Below are 21,005 nucleotides of genomic sequence, written 5' to 3' on the forward strand. Positions count from 1 at the left end.
ATGATGGCGGAAGGGACCCACGCGTTCCCATCTCGAACACGACCGTTAAGCCTTCCAGCGTCGATGGTACTTGAACCGCAGGGTTCTGGGAGAGTAGAACGTTGCCAAGCAGTTACCCTTTGGGGTATTTTTTTTGCCAGACCTCTGGCATGGAGTAAGGCCCGTTGGTCAAGTGGTTAAGACACCTCCCTTTCACGGAGGTAACAGGGGTTCGAGTCCCCTACGGGTCACCATATATGAACGATTAGCTCAGCTGGGAGAGCACTACCTTGACAGGGTAGGGGTCGGCGGTTCGATCCCGTCATCGTTCACCATATATAAATTTGCATGGAGCTGTGGTGTAGTGGCCTAACATGCCTGCCTGTCACGCAGGAGACCGCGGGTTCGAATCCCGTCAGCTCCGCCATTTTTCTTCAAAAAGTATATCATCCTTACCTGGCTTTGTAGCTCAGTCGGTAGAGCAGAGGACTGAAAATCCTCGTGTCGGCGGTTCGATTCCGTCCAAAGCCACCATTTTTCAACTGAATAAGCCGTTGTAGCTCAACTGGTAGAGCAACTGACTTGTAATCAGTAGGTTGGGGGTTCAAGTCCTCTCGACGGCACCATATGTATTATGGTAGAATAAGAAGTACTTATGTGGCGGTCGTGGCGAAGGGGTTAACGCACCGGTTTGTGGATCCGGCATTCGCGGGTTCAAGTCCCGTCGTCCGCCCATTATTTTCAGTGAAGTCAGCCGCAAGGCTAGCAACTTCATCACTTGCCTGATTGACAACATGCGCGTATGGCGGAATTGGCAGACGCACTAGACTTAGGATCTAGCGGGTGACCGTGGGGGTTCAAGTCCCTCTACGCGCATTATATGCCGGCATGGCGGAATGGCAGACGCGCTCGACTCAAAATCGAGTGGGAAACCGTGGAGGTTCGAGTCCTCTTGCCGGTATCACAAGCTTTAAACAGGAAAAGCCTTACTCAGTAAGGCTTTTTTTGTTATTCTAGCGATCAGTTTTTGAAGCCAACTGTTGAATGACCTGATCAACCTTCGCGATATGCTGCGACATGCGCTCTGCGGCAAGCTGCTCATTCTGCAGGGCAATTGCTTCTACGATGTCGCGATGTTCTTGCAGAAGCTGCTCAGCGGAAGCGCGTTCGGCAAAGAACCAAAGACGGCGCGAGGCCCTCATGCTTTGTTGCAGCCGCTCCGTCAACGATTCCATCATCCCAATAAAAAGGGCATTCTGGGAAGCTTTGGCGATGGTCATATGAAAGCGAATATCCGCTTGTTCGCTTAATTCTTCATTTTCGAGTGAAGCTTCCATCTCAAGAAGGATCTCTCTGAGTACGGACAAATGATGATCCGTACGTCGACTTGCTGCTAACGTGGCACACCCAGCTTCAATAAATCTACGCACTTCCTGCACTTCCTGAAGCGATTCGCTGTGGTCAAACAGGCCATTATTCGTCTCTGTCGGTAACTGGGCAACTACATAAGTCCCGCCTCCGTGTCGAATATCAACCCAACCCATGGCTTTAAGTCCACTGAGAGCCTCCCGAATGGTAGACCGCCCTACTTGAAAGCTTGCTGCAAGATCTACAACCGTGGGCAGCTTGGACCCAGGAGCATAAGTGCCCCCTTCAATTTGAGCTTTAATATGTTGAAGCACGATTTCCGAACCCTTTTGAGGACGGATTTGCTGAAAAACCATCGGTATCCCCCTGAATTTCTTAGATAAAGTTCTATACATCTATTACATCATAAGCTAAAATAGAATAAAAGTCATCTGATCACATGATCACTTATAAACGTTTAAAAAATGATGAATTGAGCTAAAGTAAGTTAACGTGTTTTAAGGGAGGATTCTAAATGTTGGGGAATTCAATTAGACAACAATTGATGGGTATCGTAGGCGAAGCCTTTTACAAAGATGATATGGAATCACTAGTAACCCATTCCTATGACGGGACGCCAATGCTTCAGTCATTGCCTGACGGCGTGATTTATCCAAAAGATACTGCTCAGGTTTCTGCGATTATGAAAGTGCTGAATGAGCATCGTATTCCATTGATTAGCAGGGGATCAGGTACGAATTTGTGCGGAGGTACGGTACCTGTACAAGGTGGAATCGTCATGGTTATGCATCGCATGAATGCGATCCTAGATATCGATCTACAGAATCTGACAGCCACAGTACAACCGGGGATCATTACGAAGCAATTCATCGAGCATATTGAGGGATTGGGTTTATTTTATCCACCAGATCCAAGTTCTATGGCGATTTCGACGATTGGTGGCAATATTGCGGAGTGTTCAGGCGGTCTTCGTGGTTTGAAATATGGCACAACGAAAGATTACGTGATCGGACTCGAATGTGTCCTCGCTTCAGGTGAAATCATGCGTACCGGCGGCAAGCTCATGAAAGACGTTGCAGGCTATGATTTGACGAAGCTGCTTGTCGGCTCCGAGGGCACGCTTGCCGTTATCACAGAAGCAACGCTCAAGCTCATTCCGCCCCCTAAGGCGAAGAAAACGATGCTGGCGATGTACAAAGACTTAAACGCCGCAGCACGCACCGTTTCCAAAATCATCGAAAACCGTATTATCCCCGCGACTTTGGAGTTCATGGATAATCCAACGATTCGTGTTGTTGATGATTTCGCGAAGCTTGGTCTTCCCTTGGATATGGATGCTATTTTGCTAATTGAACAAGATGGCGAGCCTGAAATGGTAGAACGGGATATCGCGCTCATCTCAGAGATTTGCAGAGAAGAGCAAGCGGACGAAGTCAGTATTGCGAGCACACAAGAGGAAGCGCTGAAGCTTTTAACAGCAAGACGCAGTGCGTTTACCGCTCTTGCTCGCCTACGTCCAACGACAATATTAGAGGATGCCACAGTACCTCGCTCCAAGATCGCGGAAATGGTATTGGAGATCAACCGGATTGCGACGAAGTATAATGTTCAAATTTGTACTTTCGGACATGCGGGTGACGGCAACCTACACCCAACTGCGACGACAGACGCAAGAGATCATGACGAGGTTCATCGTGTGGAAGCGGCATTTGAAGAGATTTTTGAGGCCGCGATACAGTTAGGTGGCACGATTACTGGTGAACACGGGGTTGGATTAGTGAAAGCGCCATTCCTGGAATGGAAAGTAGGAAGCGCCGGGATTGCGATGATGAAGGGGATTAAGGATGCGTTCGATCCGAACCATATATTGAATCCGGGCAAAATGTTTGCAAAAGAATCTAGACGCAGGGTGGTGATTGATCGTGTCTAGCAGCCAAGGAGCAACACTTCAGCAAACGTTAATGCAGAAATTGGACTATGACCAATTGACCAATTGCATGCGTTGTGGGTTCTGCCTACCAGCTTGTCCGACGTTTAAAGAAACCGGGATCGAAGCCGAATCACCACGTGGGCGTATCTCTCTGATGAAAGCAGCCGTAGATGGCGTAATGGAACCAGGGATTCGTTTCGAAGATCAAATGAATCATTGCTTGGGTTGCCGTGCGTGTGAGCCTGCTTGCCCAGCTGATGTGAAATATGGTCAATTAATTGAACAGGCGCGCGATGCCATTGAAGTGCACACGACCCAGCATAGATGGTGGATTCGTGGTGTGCGCAAAATCGTCTTCCAAGAGCTATTCCCATCCCAACGGAGGATGCAGCTGCTCGGGACAGGGCTTCATTTTTATAAAATGTCAGGTGTCCAAAAGCTAGTGAGAAAAACGGGAGTAGTTGGTCTATTCTCCAAGCATATGGCTACTATGGAGAAAATACTTCCAGACGCTTCAGGTAAAGGAATTGTTGAGCGGCTTGGTACTTTTATCCCGGCAAAAGGCAAGAAGCTTGGTACCGTAGGGATGTTCCGCGGATGCTTGATGGACGTGTTATTCACTGAAACGAATATTAGTACGGTGAAACTTTTGACCGAAGCTGGTTTCGATGTTGTCATTCCTGAGTCACAGAACTGCTGTGGAGCTCTTCATGCACATAGTGGGGAAAGTGATCAAGCGAAGCAACTGGCCAAAAAGAATATTCGTGCTTTCCAAGAAGCAGGAGTCGATTACATTGTTTCGAATGCTGGAGGCTGTGGAGCGATTCTTGTGGAGTACGATCATCTGCTACATGACGAGGAAGAGTGGAAGGAAGATGCCATTTGGTTTGCAAAGCGCGTGAAGGACATTAGCTCAATTTTAGTGGAAAAAGGTCGTCCTCTTCGTTTTGCTGACCAAGCTAACCAAGCACCAACACGGGTTACGTACCAAGAATCTTGCCATCTACGCAACGTGATGAAGGGCAGTCAGCCAACTAAGCAATTGCTGCAAAGAATCAGTAATACCGCTTATGTCGAAATGAAGGATTCTGGCTCATGCTGTGGCTCAGCAGGCATTTATAACATGACGCAGCCTGACATGGCGAATCAAATCCTGGAACACAAGATGGAAAATGTGAATGCGACGACAGCATCCTATGTGGTTACAAGTAATCCAGGCTGCTTACTACAAATGAAACTGGGTATTGATAAGCATGGGCAGACCGGCAAGATGGAAGCTGTTCATATCGCAGACTTTTTATATGACCGATTGGTGAAGCAAGAGGCTTAACTTCCTCTTTTAGAGGGAACGCAATGATTTTCGAGAAGCCGCAGGCGTCATGCCAAGTACTCTTTTAAACATCGCGTGAAAATGGGGTAAGCTTTCGAATCCGCACCATTCAGCAATTGTACTAACATTGGCATCACTTTCCTGAAGAAGCTGTTTTGCACGGATGATGCGTTTGGTCATGAGATAAGTGGTTATATTCATACCGATTAATTGTTTAAAAACTCTGCTGAAATGAGCTGGCGTAACGGAAGCTTGCTTGGATAGCGTTTGGAGTCCGATGTCTTCACAGAAATGTTGATCAATATAAAGTAAGATCTCTCTCATCCATAAGGGGCCAACTAGGGCATCGGCAGTCAGCGTTCGGGCATCTGCTTTGACATTACGTTGAATGAACAGCAGTAATTGAAGCAGTTGCAGGAGAATGGCTTGGCGGTGACCTGGGCCAGCGTGTTGAAACTCTTGGTGTATGGACTCTAGGAGATGATCCACGTGCTGACTCTGTGATAACCGCGTTTCCAATTTGTAATTGCGAGTTGTCGCGGCTTGCTCAAAGCTATGCAAATACGAGAAATGATCGCCGAACTGAGGTTCCTGGATAATGTTAGGTGAGAAGTAGATCGCAGTGGACGTCACAGGTGCTTCTTTATCAGGGGTTGACCGATGAATCGTGTTGCCGGGAATGAGGAACAAGTCACCTTGCTTCATGTCGTAAAAGGTGTGATCAATAAAGAACGTACCGCTCCCGCGATACACATATACAATTTCATACCACTCGTGGAAATGATCAGGAAGCTCGCTTTGCGAGCTTTTTGTGTTTTTATAGGCAAAAGACAGGGAGAAGGCGTCCTTCATATCGAAAATTTTACGAATAGGATCCATGAGAGCAACTCCTTTTGTATCAAAGGTAGTTCAATGATATCAAAAAACCGTATAGTTATGCTAGATATCGATATTTCATATCGTAATGATAGTGATACAATATAGAAGAAAGCGATACCATTTTAGTGAAAGAAAAGGAGAATTGCCATGCGTATCGATGCACATCAACACTATTGGAAAATCGATCGAGGGGACTATGGATGGATTTCGCCAGCGTTGCCTGTTTTGAATCGTGATTACTTACCGGATGATCTGCTCCCACATCTGCAACAATTCAGCATAGATAAGACCATTGTCGTTCAAGCAGCGGCAACCTTAGAAGAAACGGCGTATTTACTTACCTTAAGTGAAAGATCAGATTCAATCGCCGGGGTGGTTGGTTGGCTTGATTTGGACGATCCCGACTATCTTCTTCATTATAAAAAAAACCGTCAGCATCCTAAGTACGTTGGTTTTAGGGTTATGATTCAAGAATTTCCGGATGCCAGGGTTATCCTTCAGCCGCATTTTGTAGAGGCCTTGCGTTATTTTGCTCAGGAAAGAGTTCCAATCGATCTACTTGTCGTCGCTCATCAATTAGAGCCTGTCATTGAACTGTTAGATCTCGTTCCTGGTTTACATGCGGTGATTGATCATATTGCCAAGCCAGCGATTGCCAGTGGTAGCCTGGAACCATGGAAAAGCCAAATGTCGGCGATTGCGAAGCACCCCAACATCTATTGCAAGGTGTCAGGCATGGTGACTGAAGCTAGCCATACAGATTGGAAGGCAGAAGATTTTACTGCGTATATTCAGCACATCTTGGACATTTTCGGAACGGAACGTGTGATGTTCGGAAGTGACTGGCCCGTTTGTCTCCTCGCGGCAGACTATGAAGACGTTGTCGGAGTGGTGATGCAATCCTTGCCAGATAGCTGGTCGGAAGAAGATAAGGCACGATTATTTGGTCTGAACGCAAAGGCGTTCTACCGAATTTGAAATATCGCACATGCGGGAGGGTGACAACAATGAAAGCGATCATCTGTGAACAAATTGGGCAGTTGAAGTATGTCGAAGTAGATGAACCAGCCATAGGTCGCGGTCAAACACTTGTTCGTATAAAGAGAATAGGCATATGCGGGACAGATTTGCATGCTTATAGAGGAAATCAGCCCTTTTTCAGCTATCCGCGTATTCTGGGCCATGAATTGGCCGGATATGTGGAGGAGATCGGTGAGGATGTTACGGAAGTAGCCGTTGGTGATCTCGTTAGTGTCATTCCTTACCTGCATTGTGGGCGATGTGTAGCCTGTCGAAATGGCAAGACAAACTGCTGCACAGACATGAAAGTACTCGGAGTTCATATCGATGGGGGGATGGTAGAGCGTATATCACTCCCTGTGAGTCATTTGATAAAAGCAGACGGACTCACGCTTGATCAAGCTGCGATGCTAGAGCCGCTTAGTATCGGTGCTCATGCCGTGCGAAGATCGGAGCTTCGTGCGGGGGAAACCGCATTGGTAATCGGAGCCGGTCCCATAGGTCTTGGGGTTATGATATTGGCGAAGCAACTTGGCGCTAACGTAATTGCCATGGATATTAATGAGGAGCGACTAGCGTATTGCCGGGAATGGGCAGGCGTTAATCATACGGTGAATGCGCTCGAACTTCCGAAGGAGAAGCTGGCTGAGATAACGAATGGTGAATTTCCAACCGTCGTGTTCGACGCAACAGGGAATGCTAGATCCATGACGGATGCATTCGGTCTCGTCGCTCATGGCGGCAAGCTAGTATACGTCGGACTAGTAAAGGCCGATATAGCCTTTCATGATCCCGATTTTCATAAGAAGGAACTCACGTTAATGGGCAGCCGGAATGCGACCATAGCGGATTTTGATACGGTACGCAGCGCCTTACTGTCGGGCAGCATCGACATCGATCGTTATATCACACATAGGTCCTCCTTCGAGGGCATGGTGGATCAATTTGAGACGTGGCTCAAACCGGAATCGAAGGTCATTAAGGCAATGGTCTGTTTGTAAACATATTGCTACAGCACCTTATAAGGTGATAGAATCGAAAAGATGAGAGAGATGACTCGCCCGTAGGGGCGGGTCTTTTTAAAAGGAGCGAATGACGATGATTATTAGCGATGTGAAGCATTTTGAGCAAGAGCGGCATTTATGGCCTGCAGCCATAGCGCGAGGTATTGACTACATTTTAAATCGGAAATTAGGAGAGCTAGAGGTAGGTCGGTACGATTTGGAAGGCGATAATGGCCATCTGATGTATGCCAACGTGCAAGAAGTTGTGACACGTCCTAAGGAAGAGCAGTCACCGGAGTCTCATCTTGTTTATACGGATATTCAGTTTTTGGTGAGCGGAGAGGAACGTCTTTGTTTCTATAAGCTGCATGAGGGAGCTCAAATCACAGATAGCAAATTTGAGACACATGATTTCACTCTCTACGCGTCGAATTCGAATGAGAATGAAACGGATATTTTGCTCAAACCGGGTATGTTTGCGGTGTGCTTCCCGTCCGATATTCATCGGCCAAATTGCCTCATTACGGAACCAACGACGAATAAGAAAATTGTGGTTAAAGTACATAAAGATCTGCTGCATTTGTAACAAAAAAGTCTGCTCAGCCAACTTCTTGGCTAGGCAGACTTTTTGTTTAGGCTTTGCTTGCCATCATTTTAGCTTGTCTCCACTTCCCAAAGCGGTAATAAAGCAAGTTTAAGGTTGCAGCGACGCTGAAGCTAACGGGAAAGCTCCACCAAATCACATCGAAACCATACTTGTGGGAAAGCACTGTGGCAAGCGGGATGCGAACGAGCAGCAAGGCAATGAAGGCAACGATGAGAGGGAATACCACGGATCCCGCTGAACGGACTACGCCAGCAACGACATTGAAGATGCCGAAAATAATGAACGACCATAGCGTAATATTGTTAATATGAACGCCAATATCGATCGCTTTCCCTTCTGGTGGCAGGAAGAACGAGACGACTTCACGATTGAACAGGTGGAGCACCGCTACTATCAATCCTGTCATCAAGATATTAACCCCGACACCTGTCCAAGTGATGCGGTTGACGCGATCCCACTTCCCAGCACCAATGTTTTGCGCGGCCATCGAGGTCACAGCTCCACCGATTGCCATAGCGGGCATTTGGACATAGCTCGATATTTGCATCGCCACACCAAAAGCAGCAGTGGATTCCGAACCATAAGCATTCACGAGGTGCACGAGCATCAGGTTGCTTAAGGAAACCACAACCATATTTAACCCCATCGGCAGCCCTTTTTGGATCAATGTCCGAATAATGGTCCAATTAATTCGAAGCAAGGGGATATCCTCTTTGGTAATACGAAGAAAGTACTTCTTCTTATACAAGTAAGCAATGAGAAGCACGAAGCTGATCAGTTGTGCGATAAAAGTGGCTACGGCAGAACCTGCAATACCCATTTTCGGGAATGGCCCCATTCCTTGAATGAGCAAAGGGTTAAGTGCGACGTCGAGGACGGCGGATAAAAGCAAGAAGTAGAATGGGGTTTTGGCATCCCCTGAGCCGCGTAATATGGCCATTATCAAATTATAGCCAAACATAAAAGGAACACCTGCGAACATAATTCGCGTATACGTCACGGCAAACTCCTTGACGTCATGCGGGGTGTTCATCCAATCTAGGATTGTGGAAGAGAATATCCATCCCAATAAAGCGACGATGATGGATAACACGAGAAAAAAGACGGTACTTGTTCCGACTACTTTTTTGGCCTCTTGCACGTTCTTAGCACCGAGATTTTGGCCGATTAGAATGACAGCAGCCATGGCGATGCCAAAGATGGAGCTGATCAAGAAGAACATGATAATGTTCGCATTGGATGTAGCAGCAAGGGCAACTTCACCTAAATATTTACCGATCCAAATCGTGTTGATGGATCCGTTCAGAGATTGTAGAACATTTCCTAATAGGATCGGCAATGAAAACAAAATCAATGTCTTCGTAATGGGGCCCTCGGTCAATGAGGGACGAGCTTTTTGAGATGATGCTTGCTCTGGCATGATATCCTCCATAATTCATTTGTTGGGTGGCATAGTTTTCTCACAACTATAACAGTTTCATGCCTCTTACTGAAATTTTATGCAGGATGGATTCTAGCGTCGGATCCAACGATCGAATAAGAAGGGGCCGAAAGGTATGAACGCGGCAATGAAGGCTGCAAGTACCCGCACGAAGGACCAACGATGCACAAGTGTGACCCATGCAATGGATAGCAGATACAGTGAAAATAGGAATCCATGAGCAACCCCTACGACAAATACAGCCTGCGGCAGATCGAATGCGTATTTAAGTGGCATGGCGATGCCTAGTAGAAGGAGAAAAGAGGAACCCTCCGCCCAGCCGACATAGCGCATAAATGGCAAAGCATGTTGATGTTGTAACACAGTAAGCAACTCCTTTTATGTATGAAAGTACCCTTATCCTATGATAGAAATATGAATCCAATATGAACAACAGGTGTCAATTGGACACAATCTAGTTTTTTTAGTACGATAGGCAATAGAATCAATTCATAAATTCATAGACTCTTTGGAGCGTAATAGATAAGTAGGGGGAAAGCAGATGCTTCGTCTTGGCGAGAAAATTATCTTCATTGCTGATCGTTTAGAACAGAATCTGCCTATTGGCGGATATGGCTATTTAATTGCGTATGACCGAAATAATGATAACATTTTCGATTATGTCGTGCGTGCTCCTAAGGAAAACAAGCATTACTATGTGACTGCAAGCGACATCGAACTGGAAGAGGTGCTTCTTCAGCAAGAGGCGGAGCAAGTCGAGAGAGAAGCTTTAATAGATTACGCACTCGCTACGAACAATGAAGCCCTGTTTCGGAGAGTCATGAACGGCGAGTCCGGGATTGAACCAGAGAAAGAAAGGGACAAAGAAGTTCAGTCCCGCGAAGAATTTATCAAACAAATCGGGCTGAAGGCCTGGATTTAAAATAAAAGGCGGATCAGGTCGAAACCTGCTTCGCCTTTTTCTTATTTCTGTAGAAGGCTTTCCAATACTTGTAATAACACAAGTGAACCTAAAGAAAACGATAACAGAAAAAGGTGAATTTTAACTATACTAATTTTGTAAAGCGCTTACAAAATTATGCATAAGAGGAGGTTTTCTTAAACTAAATAGTATTTTGCTTAGCAGTTTTTGCCTTACAGGAATCATTTGAAAAACGATTCAATACTAGGAGGCGTATCATATGAAATTGCAATTGAAAAACTGGAAGCCGATTCACTCCGTTGCCATCCTTTCTATGTTGGTAAGCTCTAGTTTCATTCTCACAGGAATAACGTCTGTGCAGGCTGCCCCGATTTCGATTACGAATCCAAGCTTTGAGAGCGATGCAACAGGCTGGACAAAGGTCGGTTCCGCTGCGATTTCAACTAGTGATTCACATACAGGAGGAAAGTCAGCCAAATCTACTGCGCTAGGCGGAGGATATAGTCAGACTATCAACGGCTTAACTGCGAATACCACGTACACATTGAAGGCGTGGGTACTCGGCAAAGGCATCATCGGAGCCAACAATTATGGCGCAGCAGAAGTATCCGCAGGGGGCAATGCCACCACTTGGACGCAGTTTACAGTTACTTTCACGACTGGAGCTAGTAACACTTCTGCCGTAATTTTTACAAGAGCAACGACTTCCAGCGATGTCCGCTTTGATGACTTCACTCTGGATAGCGGAACAAGTTCAACGCCTAGCCCGACTCCTACAGCAAGTGCTTCCCCATCGCCTTCGCCTACAGCTAGTCCTTCACCAACGCCATCACCGACACCACCGGCCAATCCATCTCTCCCTTCAGACATCCTTTATTTGAAAAATTGGAAAATCACGCTGCCCATTCCTAAACAATCTGGCTCGACAAGTCCGCTTGAAGTGAAGCAACCCGCTTTGGATACGTACGCGATCGATCCTTGGTTTAAGGTTGTTCATGATGCAGATGGCGATGCCGTACAATTCCGTGCCAACCACGGGGCTGTCACAACGTCAGGATCGAACAATCCGAGAAGCGAATTGCGTGAAATGAAAGACAACTACACCGATGGAACGACAGCGGATCAAGCGTCATGGGGGACCAATGATGGGAAGACACACACGATGTTTATTAAGCAAAAGGTCACTCATTTGACCTCAATTAAGCCACATACGGTGGTTGGTCAAATCCATGACGGCGATGATGATGTAACCGTATTTCGTGTAGAAGGCAATAACCCTGGCGGTGTTTCGACGACTGCAAAAATTTACATCACCGATGGGAATAACTCACATGGTTATTTACTCGATAGCAACTACACATTAGGGACGCTGTTCACGGTTAAAATCATTGTAGCCAATGGTGTCATTCACTATGAATATAATGGGCAAACCGTACCTTATACGCAGACGAAAGACACGACGGGCTGTTTCTTCAAAATTGGCAATTACACGCAATCCAATGATTCTACAGCTCCTGGCGAAAGCCCGAGTGCTTACGCCGAGAATTGGGTATATGCGTACTCGGTTACACATCAATAAGTTGATTGGTATGAGAGAGGACTTAGCGTCATGGCTAAGTCCTTTTTGCATTGGTTCCTTATTCTGGATTGAGTTCGCAAAATACTTGGGATATAATGAAAAGAATGACTAAACGCTGAAACAAGGGGTGTAGAATACATGAGTATTACGAAGAAAGATGTCGATCATGTCGCTAAGCTGGCTAGACTCGATCTCAATGATACCGAAAAAGATCTATTTACAGATCAGCTTAATGCCATTTTAAAATATGCCGAGCAACTCAATCAATTGAATACAGAGGGTGTTGTGCCAACCAGTCATGCGATGCCGTTAGTCAACGTCATGCGTGAAGATGTTGTGAAGCCGTCTTTGCCAATTGAAAAAGTCATGCTGAACGCACCAGATCATGAAGATGGGCAGTTCAAGGTACCTGCTGTTTTAGAATAAGTTAGAGATGAAAGGGAGTGCCTGTCGTTGTCTTTGTTTGAATTAAACCTACAACAAATCCATGCGAAGCTGCAAAGCAAAGAAATTAAGGTAGCGGATCTCGTGGATCAATCGTATACAAGAATTGGACAAGTGGAGAGTAAAGTTCGTGCTTTCCTTACATTAGATGAAGAGAATGCTAGACAGACGGCTGCTAAGCTGGACGAGCAGCTGCTCAGCGGTGCAACTCGCGGCGATTTATTCGGCTTACCGATCGGTATCAAAGATAACATGGTGACCGAAGGTTTGAAGACGACTTGTGCCAGCAAATTCCTATCCAATCATATTCCGATTTATGATGCAACGGTCGTTAGCAAGCTGAAGGATGCGCAAGCGATCACCATCGGCAAGCTCAACATGGACGAGTTTGCCATGGGCGGCTCAAACGAGAACTCCGCGTTCCACCCAACCCACAATCCGTGGAACACGGATTATGTGCCGGGCGGCTCCAGCGGTGGCTCCGCAGCAGCAGTCGCAGCAGGCGAAGTGTACTTCGCGCTGGGCTCCGACACCGGCGGCTCGATTCGCCAACCGGCAGCTTACTGCGGTATCGTCGGTCTGAAGCCGACGTACGGGCTCGTGTCCCGATATGGTTTGGTCGCGTTCGCGTCCTCCCTTGACCAAATCGGGCCGTTAACGAAGAACGTAGAAGACGCTGCGTATGCGATGCAAGCTATCGCAGGCTACGACCCGAAAGACTCCACTTCGGCGAATGTGGAGATCCCGAACTACCTCAGCGCATTGACCGGTGATGTCAAAGGTCTGCGCATCGGTGTTCCAAAAGAATACATGGGCAAGGGAATTGACCCTGCTGTTAAAGAGAAAATTCTCGAAGCACTCAAAGTACTGGAAGGTCTCGGCGCTGTATGGGAAGAAGTAACACTTCCACATTCCGAGTATGCTGTAGCAACTTATTACTTATTGGCTTCCTCCGAGGCGTCCTCCAACTTGGCACGTTTTGACGGTATCCGTTATGGGGTTCGTTCAGACAATGCACGCAATCTGTTGGATTTGTACAATCTGTCTCGCAGCGAAGGCTTCGGTCCTGAGGTTAAACGCCGCATCATGCTAGGTACTTACGCACTAAGCTCAGGCTACTATGATGCGTATTACCTGAAAGCTCAGCAAGTTCGTACACTGATCAAGCAAGACTTCGATCAAGTGTTTAACAACTATGACATTATCATCGGGCCAACGGCTCCAACGACAGCTTTCCGCATTGGCGAGCAAAGCAGCGACCCGTTAACGATGTATTTGAATGATATCATGACGATTCCAGTCAGCTTGGCAGGGATTCCTGCGATTAGCGTACCATGTGGATTCGTGAATGAACTTCCGGTTGGCTTGCAAATTATCGGCAAAGCATTGGATGAAGCTACCGTTTTGCGTGTAGCCCACGCTTTCGAACAGCATACAGACCACCACAAGCAGCGCCCGCAATTGTAAGTTAATAAGAAGGAGGCATTCACTTTGTCGGCAACAGATACCCAATTTGAAACTGTAGTCGGTCTTGAAGTTCACGTAGAGCTTCATACCGCTTCCAAAATATTTTGCAGTTGTGCAACCTCATTCGGAGCACCTCCGAATACGAATACATGCCCGGTATGTTTAGGGCACCCGGGCGTATTGCCAGTGCTTAACCGTCAAGCGGTTGAGTATGCGATGAAAGCGGCAATGGCTCTCAATTGCACAATTGCAACGGACAGTAAATTTGATCGTAAAAATTACTTTTATCCAGATTCACCGGATGCTTATCAAACTTCGCAATACGATAAACCGATCGGCGAGCATGGCTGGGTAGATATTGAAGTTGGCGGAGTTACCAAACGTATCGGCGTCACGCGTGTGCATTTGGAAGAAGATGCAGGGAAGCTAACACATGTTGATGGCGGCTACGCCTCACTTGTCGATCTTAACCGAGCAGGAACGCCTCTAATCGAAATCGTATCCGAACCGGATCTGCGCTCACCAGAGGAGGCTCGTGCTTACCTGGAGAAGATCAGAGCGATTATGATCTATTGCGATGTGTCCGATGTGAAAATGGAGGAAGGCTCGCTCCGTTGTGACGCGAACATTTCAATCCGTCCATTCGGTCAAGAGAAATTCGGTATTCGCGCCGAGCTTAAGAACATGAACTCCTTCCGTGGCGTTCAGCGTGGACTTGAGTATGAAGAGTATCGCCAAGCGGAGATTCTCAGAAGCGGGGAAGAAGTGATTCAAGAAACCCGCCGCTGGGATGAAACGCAAGGTAAGACGCTTGCGATGCGTGGCAAAGAAGATGCGCATGATTATCGTTATTTCCCAGACCCAGATCTGGTTAGCCTGCATATCGATGAGGCTTGGAAAGCTCGCGTACAAGCTTCTATTCCTGAATTGCCAGATGCACGTAAAGCAAGATACAGCACTGAATATGGCTTACCAAGCTATGACGCAGCGGTTATCACAGCTTCTATGCAAATGGCAGATTTCTTCGAAGAAAGCTTGCAATATACCCAAGACGCTAAGGCTGTGTCAAATTGGATTATGGGTGACTTACTAGGTTATCTGAATGCGAACTCCCTTGAATTTACCGATGCCAAAGTTACAGGCAAAGGATTAGGCGAGATGATCGGGTTAATCGAGAAAGGCACGATTTCCAACAAAATTGCCAAAACCGTGTTCAAAGAAATGATCGAAACCGGCAAGGAGCCGCAGAAGATTGTTGAAGAGCAAGGTCTCGTTCAAATCAGTGACGAAGGAGCAATTAAAGCAGTTGTTGAGCAAGTCGTAGAGAACAGTCCGCAATCCGTTGCAGATTTCAAAGCTGGTAAGGAAAAAGCCGTAGGCTTCTTGGTCGGCCAAGTCATGAAAGAAACCAAAGGTAAAGCTAATCCAGGGCTCGTCAATAAATTAATTGTGGAGTGCTTGAACAGTAAATGATATTGTAGAAGTGGTGCTCCTCGTAGTTAGGGCACCACTTTTTTTCAATTTAACTGTAGGAGTGATTCCGCTGTCCATCCAACGTCTGCACTTGCAAACGAATGAAGAAATCTTAACCTTACTTGCACTTCAACTCGCGTCCTACCGGGTGGAGGCTGAACTGATCGGCTTTGATGATATTCCTCCATTAAAAGATGGCATTCAGTCGATACGCGAAGTGAAGGAAACCTTCTATGGCTACTTTGTTGATGATCATGAAAAGCAGACACTTGCAGGCGCCATCTCATTTGAACGTGATGGTTGTATTGTGACGATTTGCCGAATGATGGTTCATCCTACTTTTTTTCGCAAGGGAATCGCTAGCTCCCTTTTACAGCATATACTGATAGAACAAGAGAGAGAGGGCGCAATGCGCTTTATCGTATCTACAGGGTCTGCGAATTTGCCCGCGATTCGGCTATATGAGGCGCATGATTTCATCGTTAGGCGTGTTTTCACTGTACCACCTGGTGTTAGTCTGACGACATTCGAGCGAGCTGCTACGGGCCTCTAGAGGCCTAAATCAGTATTGAACAACTTCTCCTTGATGCAGAGTATTCGTATAAACAAAAAAGGGAGCGTTTACAAAATGGAGAATCCTTGGGTTATTGATCAATTGCATTTGACGATTAGATTGGTTTTAGCACTTTTACTTGGCGGATTAATTGGGTTTGAACGTGAAGTTAGTTCTCATGCGGCAGGACTGCGTACGCACATTTTGGTGTGTGTTGGCTCGGCTCTGGTCATGCTGCTTTCTATGTACGGATTTAGTGCTTTTGTGAATGAAGTCAATGTGCGTATTGATCCCTCCCGTTTAGCGGCACAGGTCATAAGTGGAATTGGTTTTCTTGGCGCGGGAACGATTATGTTTAATGGACGATCCATTACGGGCCTTACGACAGCTGCTTCGCTATGGGTAGTGGCCGGGATCGGTCTTGCTATTGGAGCGGGTTTTTATTATGCGGCTGTTTTAGTATGTTTTATGGTTTTAATCTCATTATGGATTCTAAACAAAGTAGAGCATAAGTATTTCAATGGGAAAAAAGTACGTATTATTAAAATACAAGCAATTGATCAACCGGGGACATTAGGGTTAATTACAACGATTCTGGGTAAGCGTAAGATTGATATTAAGCAGATCAAGCTTCAAGAGTCAGAAGATGGAAGTAGGCCAAACCACGTTCAAATTACGTTCCATGTGACTATTCCAAAGACATCAGTGATCACCCAAGTTCTTGAAGAAACCAATCAAATTGAGGGAGTCACCGGCGTGGCGATCGAAAATAGTAAAAATTGATGGGGGAAGTCAACTGTTCGTTTTGATTCTTGAAAAAATATATAAACATGGGGCTATGATTCGTATAACCATCATTGACAAAAGTCGAAGAACACACGTACAATAAAATGTAAGGTTTTAATGACTAATTCAGGTGGTGAGTACCATGGCTGCACATTTAGAACAGGCTTTAGCAAAGTTAAAAACAACAGGTGTTCGGATGACGCCCCAGCGGTATGCGATTCTTTCCTTTTTGTTAGACTCTATGACTCATCCGACAGCGGATGATATTTACAAATCTCTAGAATCGAAATTTCCTAACATGAGCGTAGCGACTGTTTACAATAATCTTAAAGTATTTATCGAATCGGGACTTGTTCGGGAGTTAACTTACGGGGACAGCTCAAGTCGTTTTGATGCTGATATGACCGATCATTATCATGCGGTTTGTGAGGTTTGCGGGAAAATTTCTGATTTTGAATACCCTCCACTGTCAGACATTGAGACTACAGCAGCGTTGCATACTGGTTTTCAAGTTGGCGGTTACCGACTGGAAGTCTATGGCGTATGTCCGGATTGTACGGTTACTACCAAGCATTAACTAAACGCAGAATTCCTCATTTTGTGCTTTCCTGTTGTATAATGAAACGTGTTCAGCCCTTCTTTGCGAAGAGCGGACACGTTTTTTCTTTATTAGCTCAAAACAATTGCATAAGAGGAAGTGAAGTGTTGAAATCATCCAAAAAAGTAATACTGATTAGTGCATTATGTTTGGGAATGTTCACGGCTGGCGCTGGTGCATTTTTGGTACAACAGCTAGCACCTAATCGTTTACATGTTGAGCCAGATTTTCATGATCTGACGAAACCGATATTTTATCAAGGCAATTACTATAAATCGAGCGCAATTGGAGAAAAGGAAGGCCTCAAGCTTCCTCTAGATCTCGTTCAACAATGGATCGATCCAACCATTATATATGAGAAGAGTAGTGAATCTGTCATTATAACTACCAAAGATAAAGTGATACGGATGAAGACGACAGAGCTTTCAGCTATGATGAATGAGAAACCATTCTCATTATCCTTTCCTGTAGAAAAGAAAGAAGATGCGATTTACTTACCAATCGAACCTTTGAAGCAGTTGTATCCATTCGAAATTCGCGAATCAACGAAATCAGGAGCCATCTTGTTATTTAAACAAGGCGATGTCATCAAGTGGGGGAAGCACACAGGGAAGAAAGAGGCTCAATTACGGACGGAAGCTACAATAAAAGCGCCAATTGTCTCGACCATCGCTTTGAATGAACAGGTAATGCTGATCGGAAACGAAGAAGATTGGTACAAAGTGCAGTTAGAAAGTGGTCCGATTGGCTTCGTTCGTAAGAGTGAAATCACAGAAGATCATGTGGAAACAATCCCTATTCAAGAGAAGTCATCGTCTACTTATGTGCCATGGAAGCCAATTACCGGCAAACTTAATATGACTTGGGAACATGTCATTTCGAAGAATCCGGATACATCCAAGATCGGTGAAATGCCTGGGCTGCAAGTTATTAGTCCAACTTGGTTTTCTGTAGCAGATAACGAGGGACGAGTCAGCAACTTAGCAGATGCTTCGTATGTAAAATGGGCCCACGATAACAACTATCAGGTATGGGCGTTGTTTAGTAATGGTTTCGATGCAGATCGGACGAATAAGGTATTAGCAAGCTATGATCTACGCATGAAGATAATTAAGCAGTTGCTTGGCTATGCCCAGACGTATAACCTGCAAGGCATTAATATCGATTTTGAAAATGTGTATCTCAAAGATAAAGAAAACCTAGTCCAATTTGTTCGTGAGATGACGCCATTTATGCATGAACAAGGGTTATCGGTGTCCATTGATGTCACACCCAAATCGACCAATGAGATGTGGTCCATGTTTTACGATAGACCAGCCTTGGCCCAAGTCGTCGATTACATGATGGTAATGGCCTATGACGAGTACTGGGCTACGAGTCCGAAGTCAGGGTCGGTCTCTTCCTTACCATGGGTAGAGAGATCTATTACAGCCCTTTTGACAACGGATAAAATACCGCCATCTAAGCTTGTCCTAGGCGTACCATTCTATACGCGACAATGGACAGAAGAGACGAAGAATGGCAAGTTTACGACGACCTCCAAGACACTGACGATGGAAGCTGCACAAACGATTATCAAAGATAAGAAGCTTACACCAACTTATTTAGCCGATACTGGTCAGAATTATGTAGAATATAAAGAGGGAAATAAACTAGTTCGCATTTGGTTAGAAGATGAAGTTTCAATTAAAGCCAGATTAGCTTTAGTGGAAAAGTATGATCTAGCGGGTATAGCCACTTGGCGAAGAGGTTTTGAGCGACCTGCCATGTGGCAAGTCATGAAGGATGCGTTACCAAAGGCTCCATAAAGTAAGAGCACTTATTTTATATTTAAAAAAAGCCGAATCCATCACTGGGTTCGGCTTTCTTACTTAGTGGGGCTTGTGCTCGTGCTCACGACTTGGCTCAAAGTGCGTTGATTGTGCAGCTGCCGTTTCGTTTTCACCAACCGGTTCATATTGTGGATCAATTGAAAGAATCGTTTTGCAGAACATGCAGCGATCCGTCTTGCCCAGCATTTTCGTTCGTCTGCCGCATTCTGGGCAATCTATAACGGTAGCTGATGTAGAAAGCATTCCGGCCCAGAAGTAAATGCCCATGCTCACTAACACACTAATCATACCGATAATCATGAAGATGACGGCAATTACGCGGCCAGCTTGTCCCCAATCGAATACGACTCCCGCGAGTCCTATAATCATAAGCAGCATCCCACCCATGGTCATGACTAGTCCCCATAAGCGGAATTCATTTACTTTACTTGATCTAAATCGCACTTGTTGTTCCTCCCCAATCCTTTTACCTCATGTTTTGTATGAATTGTCACAGAAATCAGCAGGAAACCCGTTCCCCCTTGTAGAAATAAGAAAGAAACAAATGGAGACAGGAGCTTTGGACACCCATGGGAATTAATAAGGAGCAGTTATTGCTTAAGTTCCGGAATGACCCTAGAATCATTAGCGTCATGGCGGTAGACAATCCTAAGCAACTTCCCTCACTGACAGATGGTTTTGATACGTTACTTTTAATTGTAACGAACGACCTGAGACTGAACAATCATACGACTAATTATATAAGAGACGATTCCAGGATACAAGAAAGATGGACCGATCAAACTTCTATAGAGCAATGGATTCGGCATGGTGTTAATCGCAATATTCTTCACTGGTTGTTAAAAGGGGAGATACTTCTGGATCAGAACACTTATTTAGAAGGCCTGCGCCATCGAATACTGGAGTTTCCTGGGGACTTGCGTGAGCATAAACTGCTTATTGAATTTTCACATTTCCTGCGCAAATATTTGCAAAGTAAGGAATACGTTCTCGACGAACATATCCTAGATGCGTATAACAACATTCTAGAGGCGCTTCATCACTGGGCGAGGATTGTCATTGTAGAAGATGGTTATCATCCTGAAATCACGGTTTGGAGACAAATTCGAGCCATCAATCCAGGTGTCTATAAGCTATATGAAGAACTAACAATGAGTAAAGAGACGTTGAAGCAGCGGGTTCAGCTTGTCTTGCTTGCTTGTGAGTTTTCGGTTATGTCCAAAATGGAACGGTGTTGCGAGGCGTTTATTCAAATCCTCAGGGATAGTGAGCAGCCGCTTAGCTCAGATGAACTCCAACATCATACGCAATTAGTTGAAATAAAGTCAGAGCTTCCTTTGTTACTCAATAAACTAGTCAAAAAAGGTTTAATTAAAGAAGTAGCTGTCATCATTGATGAGCAGACTTCCGAAATTGAGCTGAGGTATACAAGTGTATAAGGCACAAATCCTTTTAGAATCAGGTGTTTTCCTGGTTCTTTTTTTATTCCTATTTAAATGCTTGACTTTGAATGTGATTCTATGATAAATTAACTCTCGCCGCTAAAAACGGTAACGCATTAAAGCCAACAAGTAATATCATGTCAAGCGAAGTTGTGAAAAAAGAAAAATAAAAAAAGCTTGCATTGAGTGGTTCGAATGTGATACATTATAAAAGTCGCCGCTGAAACGGATGACGAAAAAAACGAAAGAAATTGATCTTTGAAAACTGAACAACGAGTGAGTAAGCACAGTCGAGTAATCGACTATAAAAGAGATTGCAAAATCTCGCTAGCTTCAAATGAGCAAGTCATC

20 protein-coding genes, 8 tRNA genes and 1 rRNA gene are annotated in these 21,005 nt (G+C 45.4%); 24 read left to right on the forward strand and 5 right to left on the reverse strand.

The window, feature by feature from the left end; genetic code table 11:
• The 9 genes from rrf to AC58QT_RS35740 all read left to right on the forward strand — a co-directional run.
• Positions 1-110, forward strand: a 5S ribosomal RNA gene (gene rrf, locus AC58QT_RS35700); the annotation flags it as partial.
• Positions 111-158: 48 nt separating this feature from the next.
• Positions 159-233, forward strand: a tRNA-Glu gene (locus AC58QT_RS35705).
• Positions 234-238: 5 nt separating this feature from the next.
• Positions 239-314, forward strand: a tRNA-Val gene (locus AC58QT_RS35710).
• A gap of 15 nt (positions 315-329) precedes the next feature.
• Positions 330-406 (forward strand) — tRNA-Asp (locus AC58QT_RS35715).
• Between the two features lie 31 nt (positions 407-437).
• A tRNA-Phe gene (locus AC58QT_RS35720) sits at positions 438-513 on the forward strand.
• Between the two features lie 16 nt (positions 514-529).
• Positions 530-605: transfer RNA gene (locus tag AC58QT_RS35725), tRNA-Thr, on the forward strand.
• 34 nt (positions 606-639) lie between these two features.
• Positions 640-712: transfer RNA gene (locus tag AC58QT_RS35730), tRNA-His, on the forward strand.
• A gap of 63 nt (positions 713-775) precedes the next feature.
• Positions 776-855: transfer RNA gene (locus tag AC58QT_RS35735), tRNA-Leu, on the forward strand.
• 6 nt (positions 856-861) lie between these two features.
• Positions 862-940 (forward strand) — tRNA-Leu (locus AC58QT_RS35740).
• A gap of 52 nt (positions 941-992) precedes the next feature.
• On the opposite strand, the gene AC58QT_RS35745 is transcribed toward AC58QT_RS35740, so the two are convergent.
• Positions 993-1,703, reverse strand: coding sequence for a FadR/GntR family transcriptional regulator (locus AC58QT_RS35745; RefSeq protein WP_497413094.1), 711 nt, complete (start codon positions 1,701-1,703; stop codon positions 993-995).
• 158 nt (positions 1,704-1,861) lie between these two features.
• On the opposite strand from AC58QT_RS35745, the gene AC58QT_RS35750 reads away from it, so the two are divergent.
• Positions 1,862-3,277 carry an FAD-linked oxidase C-terminal domain-containing protein gene (locus tag AC58QT_RS35750; RefSeq protein WP_497413095.1) on the forward strand — a complete coding sequence of 472 codons (1,416 nt, stop codon included), beginning with the start codon at positions 1,862-1,864 and terminating at the stop codon, positions 3,275-3,277.
• A gap of 31 nt (positions 3,278-3,308) precedes the next feature.
• Positions 3,309-4,607 (forward strand): (Fe-S)-binding protein, encoded by a 1,299-nt coding sequence (locus AC58QT_RS35755; RefSeq protein WP_497413108.1) that lies wholly within the window; start codon positions 3,309-3,311, stop codon positions 4,605-4,607.
• A gap of 9 nt (positions 4,608-4,616) precedes the next feature.
• On the opposite strand, the gene AC58QT_RS35760 is transcribed toward AC58QT_RS35755, so the two are convergent.
• Entirely contained in the window at positions 4,617-5,486 is an 870-nt protein-coding gene (locus AC58QT_RS35760) for an AraC family transcriptional regulator (protein WP_497413096.1), read from the reverse strand.
• Positions 5,487-5,633: 147 nt separating this feature from the next.
• Here AC58QT_RS35760 and AC58QT_RS35765 point away from each other — a divergent pair, with 147 nt between their 5' ends.
• The 3 genes from AC58QT_RS35765 (at position 5,634) to AC58QT_RS35775 (ending at position 8,096) form a co-directional block, all read left to right on the forward strand.
• Positions 5,634-6,464: an amidohydrolase family protein gene (locus AC58QT_RS35765; protein ID WP_497413097.1), complete on the forward strand. Its 831-nt coding sequence runs from the start codon at positions 5,634-5,636 to the stop codon at positions 6,462-6,464.
• A gap of 29 nt (positions 6,465-6,493) precedes the next feature.
• Entirely contained in the window at positions 6,494-7,507 is a 1,014-nt protein-coding gene (locus tag AC58QT_RS35770) for a zinc-binding alcohol dehydrogenase family protein (protein ID WP_497413098.1), read from the forward strand.
• A gap of 97 nt (positions 7,508-7,604) precedes the next feature.
• Positions 7,605-8,096, forward strand: coding sequence for a NanQ anomerase/TabA/YiaL family protein (locus tag AC58QT_RS35775; protein WP_497413099.1), 492 nt, complete (start codon positions 7,605-7,607; stop codon positions 8,094-8,096).
• 46 nt (positions 8,097-8,142) lie between these two features.
• Here AC58QT_RS35775 and AC58QT_RS35780 read toward each other — a convergent pair whose 3' ends face one another.
• Both AC58QT_RS35780 and AC58QT_RS35785 read right to left on the reverse strand, forming a co-directional pair.
• On the reverse strand, positions 8,143-9,537 hold the full coding sequence (locus AC58QT_RS35780; protein WP_497413100.1) for an MATE family efflux transporter: 1,395 nt from the start codon (positions 9,535-9,537) through the stop codon (positions 8,143-8,145).
• Positions 9,538-9,630: 93 nt separating this feature from the next.
• Entirely contained in the window at positions 9,631-9,891 is a 261-nt protein-coding gene (locus tag AC58QT_RS35785; protein WP_497413109.1) for a DUF3817 domain-containing protein, read from the reverse strand.
• A 208-nt stretch (positions 9,892-10,099) separates the two neighbouring features.
• On the opposite strand from AC58QT_RS35785, the gene AC58QT_RS35790 reads away from it, so the two are divergent.
• From AC58QT_RS35790 to AC58QT_RS35830, 9 genes are all read left to right on the forward strand, one after another.
• Positions 10,100-10,480 carry an ATPase gene (locus AC58QT_RS35790; protein ID WP_310502920.1) on the forward strand — a complete coding sequence of 127 codons (381 nt, stop codon included), beginning with the start codon at positions 10,100-10,102 and terminating at the stop codon, positions 10,478-10,480.
• 259 nt (positions 10,481-10,739) lie between these two features.
• A complete protein-coding gene (locus tag AC58QT_RS35795; protein ID WP_497413101.1) occupies positions 10,740-12,059 on the forward strand; it encodes a polysaccharide lyase family 7 protein in 1,320 nt (439 codons plus the stop codon).
• Between the two features lie 138 nt (positions 12,060-12,197).
• Complete coding sequence (gene gatC, locus AC58QT_RS35800) at positions 12,198-12,485, forward strand: Asp-tRNA(Asn)/Glu-tRNA(Gln) amidotransferase subunit GatC (RefSeq protein WP_310502918.1); 288 nt, start codon at positions 12,198-12,200, stop codon at positions 12,483-12,485.
• A 27-nt stretch (positions 12,486-12,512) separates the two neighbouring features.
• The gene (gene gatA / locus AC58QT_RS35805) at positions 12,513-13,970 is read left to right on the forward strand and encodes an Asp-tRNA(Asn)/Glu-tRNA(Gln) amidotransferase subunit GatA (protein WP_497413102.1); all 1,458 of its coding nucleotides are present in this window, start codon (positions 12,513-12,515) and stop codon (positions 13,968-13,970) included.
• A gap of 24 nt (positions 13,971-13,994) precedes the next feature.
• A complete protein-coding gene (gene gatB, locus AC58QT_RS35810; protein ID WP_497413103.1) occupies positions 13,995-15,443 on the forward strand; it encodes an Asp-tRNA(Asn)/Glu-tRNA(Gln) amidotransferase subunit GatB in 1,449 nt (482 codons plus the stop codon).
• Between the two features lie 10 nt (positions 15,444-15,453).
• Positions 15,454-15,996 carry a GNAT family N-acetyltransferase gene (locus AC58QT_RS35815; RefSeq protein WP_497413104.1) on the forward strand — a complete coding sequence of 181 codons (543 nt, stop codon included), beginning with the start codon at positions 15,454-15,456 and terminating at the stop codon, positions 15,994-15,996.
• A 75-nt stretch (positions 15,997-16,071) separates the two neighbouring features.
• Positions 16,072-16,779: an MgtC/SapB family protein gene (locus AC58QT_RS35820; protein WP_310502914.1), complete on the forward strand. Its 708-nt coding sequence runs from the start codon at positions 16,072-16,074 to the stop codon at positions 16,777-16,779.
• Positions 16,780-16,924: 145 nt separating this feature from the next.
• Positions 16,925-17,359, forward strand: a complete 435-nt coding sequence (gene perR, locus AC58QT_RS35825; RefSeq protein ID WP_497273175.1) for a peroxide-responsive transcriptional repressor PerR — start codon at positions 16,925-16,927, stop codon at positions 17,357-17,359.
• Between the two features lie 125 nt (positions 17,360-17,484).
• The gene (locus AC58QT_RS35830) at positions 17,485-19,188 is read left to right on the forward strand and encodes a glycosyl hydrolase family 18 protein (protein ID WP_497413105.1); all 1,704 of its coding nucleotides are present in this window, start codon (positions 17,485-17,487) and stop codon (positions 19,186-19,188) included.
• Positions 19,189-19,251: 63 nt separating this feature from the next.
• Here the strand turns inward: AC58QT_RS35830 and AC58QT_RS35835 are convergent, their stop codons facing one another.
• Positions 19,252-19,656 carry a DUF2614 family zinc ribbon-containing protein gene (locus tag AC58QT_RS35835; RefSeq protein ID WP_497413106.1) on the reverse strand — a complete coding sequence of 135 codons (405 nt, stop codon included), beginning with the start codon at positions 19,654-19,656 and terminating at the stop codon, positions 19,252-19,254.
• Positions 19,657-19,781: 125 nt separating this feature from the next.
• Between AC58QT_RS35835 and AC58QT_RS35840 the strand changes: the two genes are divergently transcribed.
• The gene (locus AC58QT_RS35840; protein WP_497413107.1) at positions 19,782-20,651 is read left to right on the forward strand and encodes a nucleotidyltransferase-like protein; all 870 of its coding nucleotides are present in this window, start codon (positions 19,782-19,784) and stop codon (positions 20,649-20,651) included.
• Positions 20,652-21,005: the final 354 nt, after the last annotated feature.

Source organism: Paenibacillus sp. J31R109 (assembly GCF_059692055.1).

Bases quoted from the DNA above. Each gene is read 5' to 3' on its own strand.
- AC58QT_RS35790 (WP_310502920.1), top strand. From the start codon at position 10,100: ATGCTTCGTCTTGGCGAGAAAATTATCTTCATTGCTGATCGTTTAGAA.
- AC58QT_RS35770 (WP_497413098.1), top strand. From the start codon at position 6,494: ATGAAAGCGATCATCTGTGAACAAATTGGGCAGTTGAAGTATGTCGAA.
- perR (WP_497273175.1), top strand. From the start codon at position 16,925: ATGGCTGCACATTTAGAACAGGCTTTAGCAAAGTTAAAAACAACAGGT.
- AC58QT_RS35795 (WP_497413101.1), top strand. From the start codon at position 10,740: ATGAAATTGCAATTGAAAAACTGGAAGCCGATTCACTCCGTTGCCATC.
- AC58QT_RS35820 (WP_310502914.1), top strand. From the start codon at position 16,072: ATGGAGAATCCTTGGGTTATTGATCAATTGCATTTGACGATTAGATTG.
- AC58QT_RS35780 (WP_497413100.1), bottom strand. From the start codon at position 9,537: ATGCCAGAGCAAGCATCATCTCAAAAAGCTCGTCCCTCATTGACCGAG.
- AC58QT_RS35775 (WP_497413099.1), top strand. From the start codon at position 7,605: ATGATTATTAGCGATGTGAAGCATTTTGAGCAAGAGCGGCATTTATGG.
- AC58QT_RS35760 (WP_497413096.1), bottom strand. From the start codon at position 5,486: ATGGATCCTATTCGTAAAATTTTCGATATGAAGGACGCCTTCTCCCTG.
- gatC (WP_310502918.1), top strand. From the start codon at position 12,198: ATGAGTATTACGAAGAAAGATGTCGATCATGTCGCTAAGCTGGCTAGA.
- AC58QT_RS35750 (WP_497413095.1), top strand. From the start codon at position 1,862: ATGTTGGGGAATTCAATTAGACAACAATTGATGGGTATCGTAGGCGAA.
- AC58QT_RS35840 (WP_497413107.1), top strand. From the start codon at position 19,782: ATGGGAATTAATAAGGAGCAGTTATTGCTTAAGTTCCGGAATGACCCT.
- AC58QT_RS35765 (WP_497413097.1), top strand. From the start codon at position 5,634: ATGCGTATCGATGCACATCAACACTATTGGAAAATCGATCGAGGGGAC.
- AC58QT_RS35745 (WP_497413094.1), bottom strand. From the start codon at position 1,703: ATGGTTTTTCAGCAAATCCGTCCTCAAAAGGGTTCGGAAATCGTGCTT.
- AC58QT_RS35755 (WP_497413108.1), top strand. From the start codon at position 3,309: ATGCAGAAATTGGACTATGACCAATTGACCAATTGCATGCGTTGTGGG.
- AC58QT_RS35785 (WP_497413109.1), bottom strand. From the start codon at position 9,891: ATGCGCTATGTCGGCTGGGCGGAGGGTTCCTCTTTTCTCCTTCTACTA.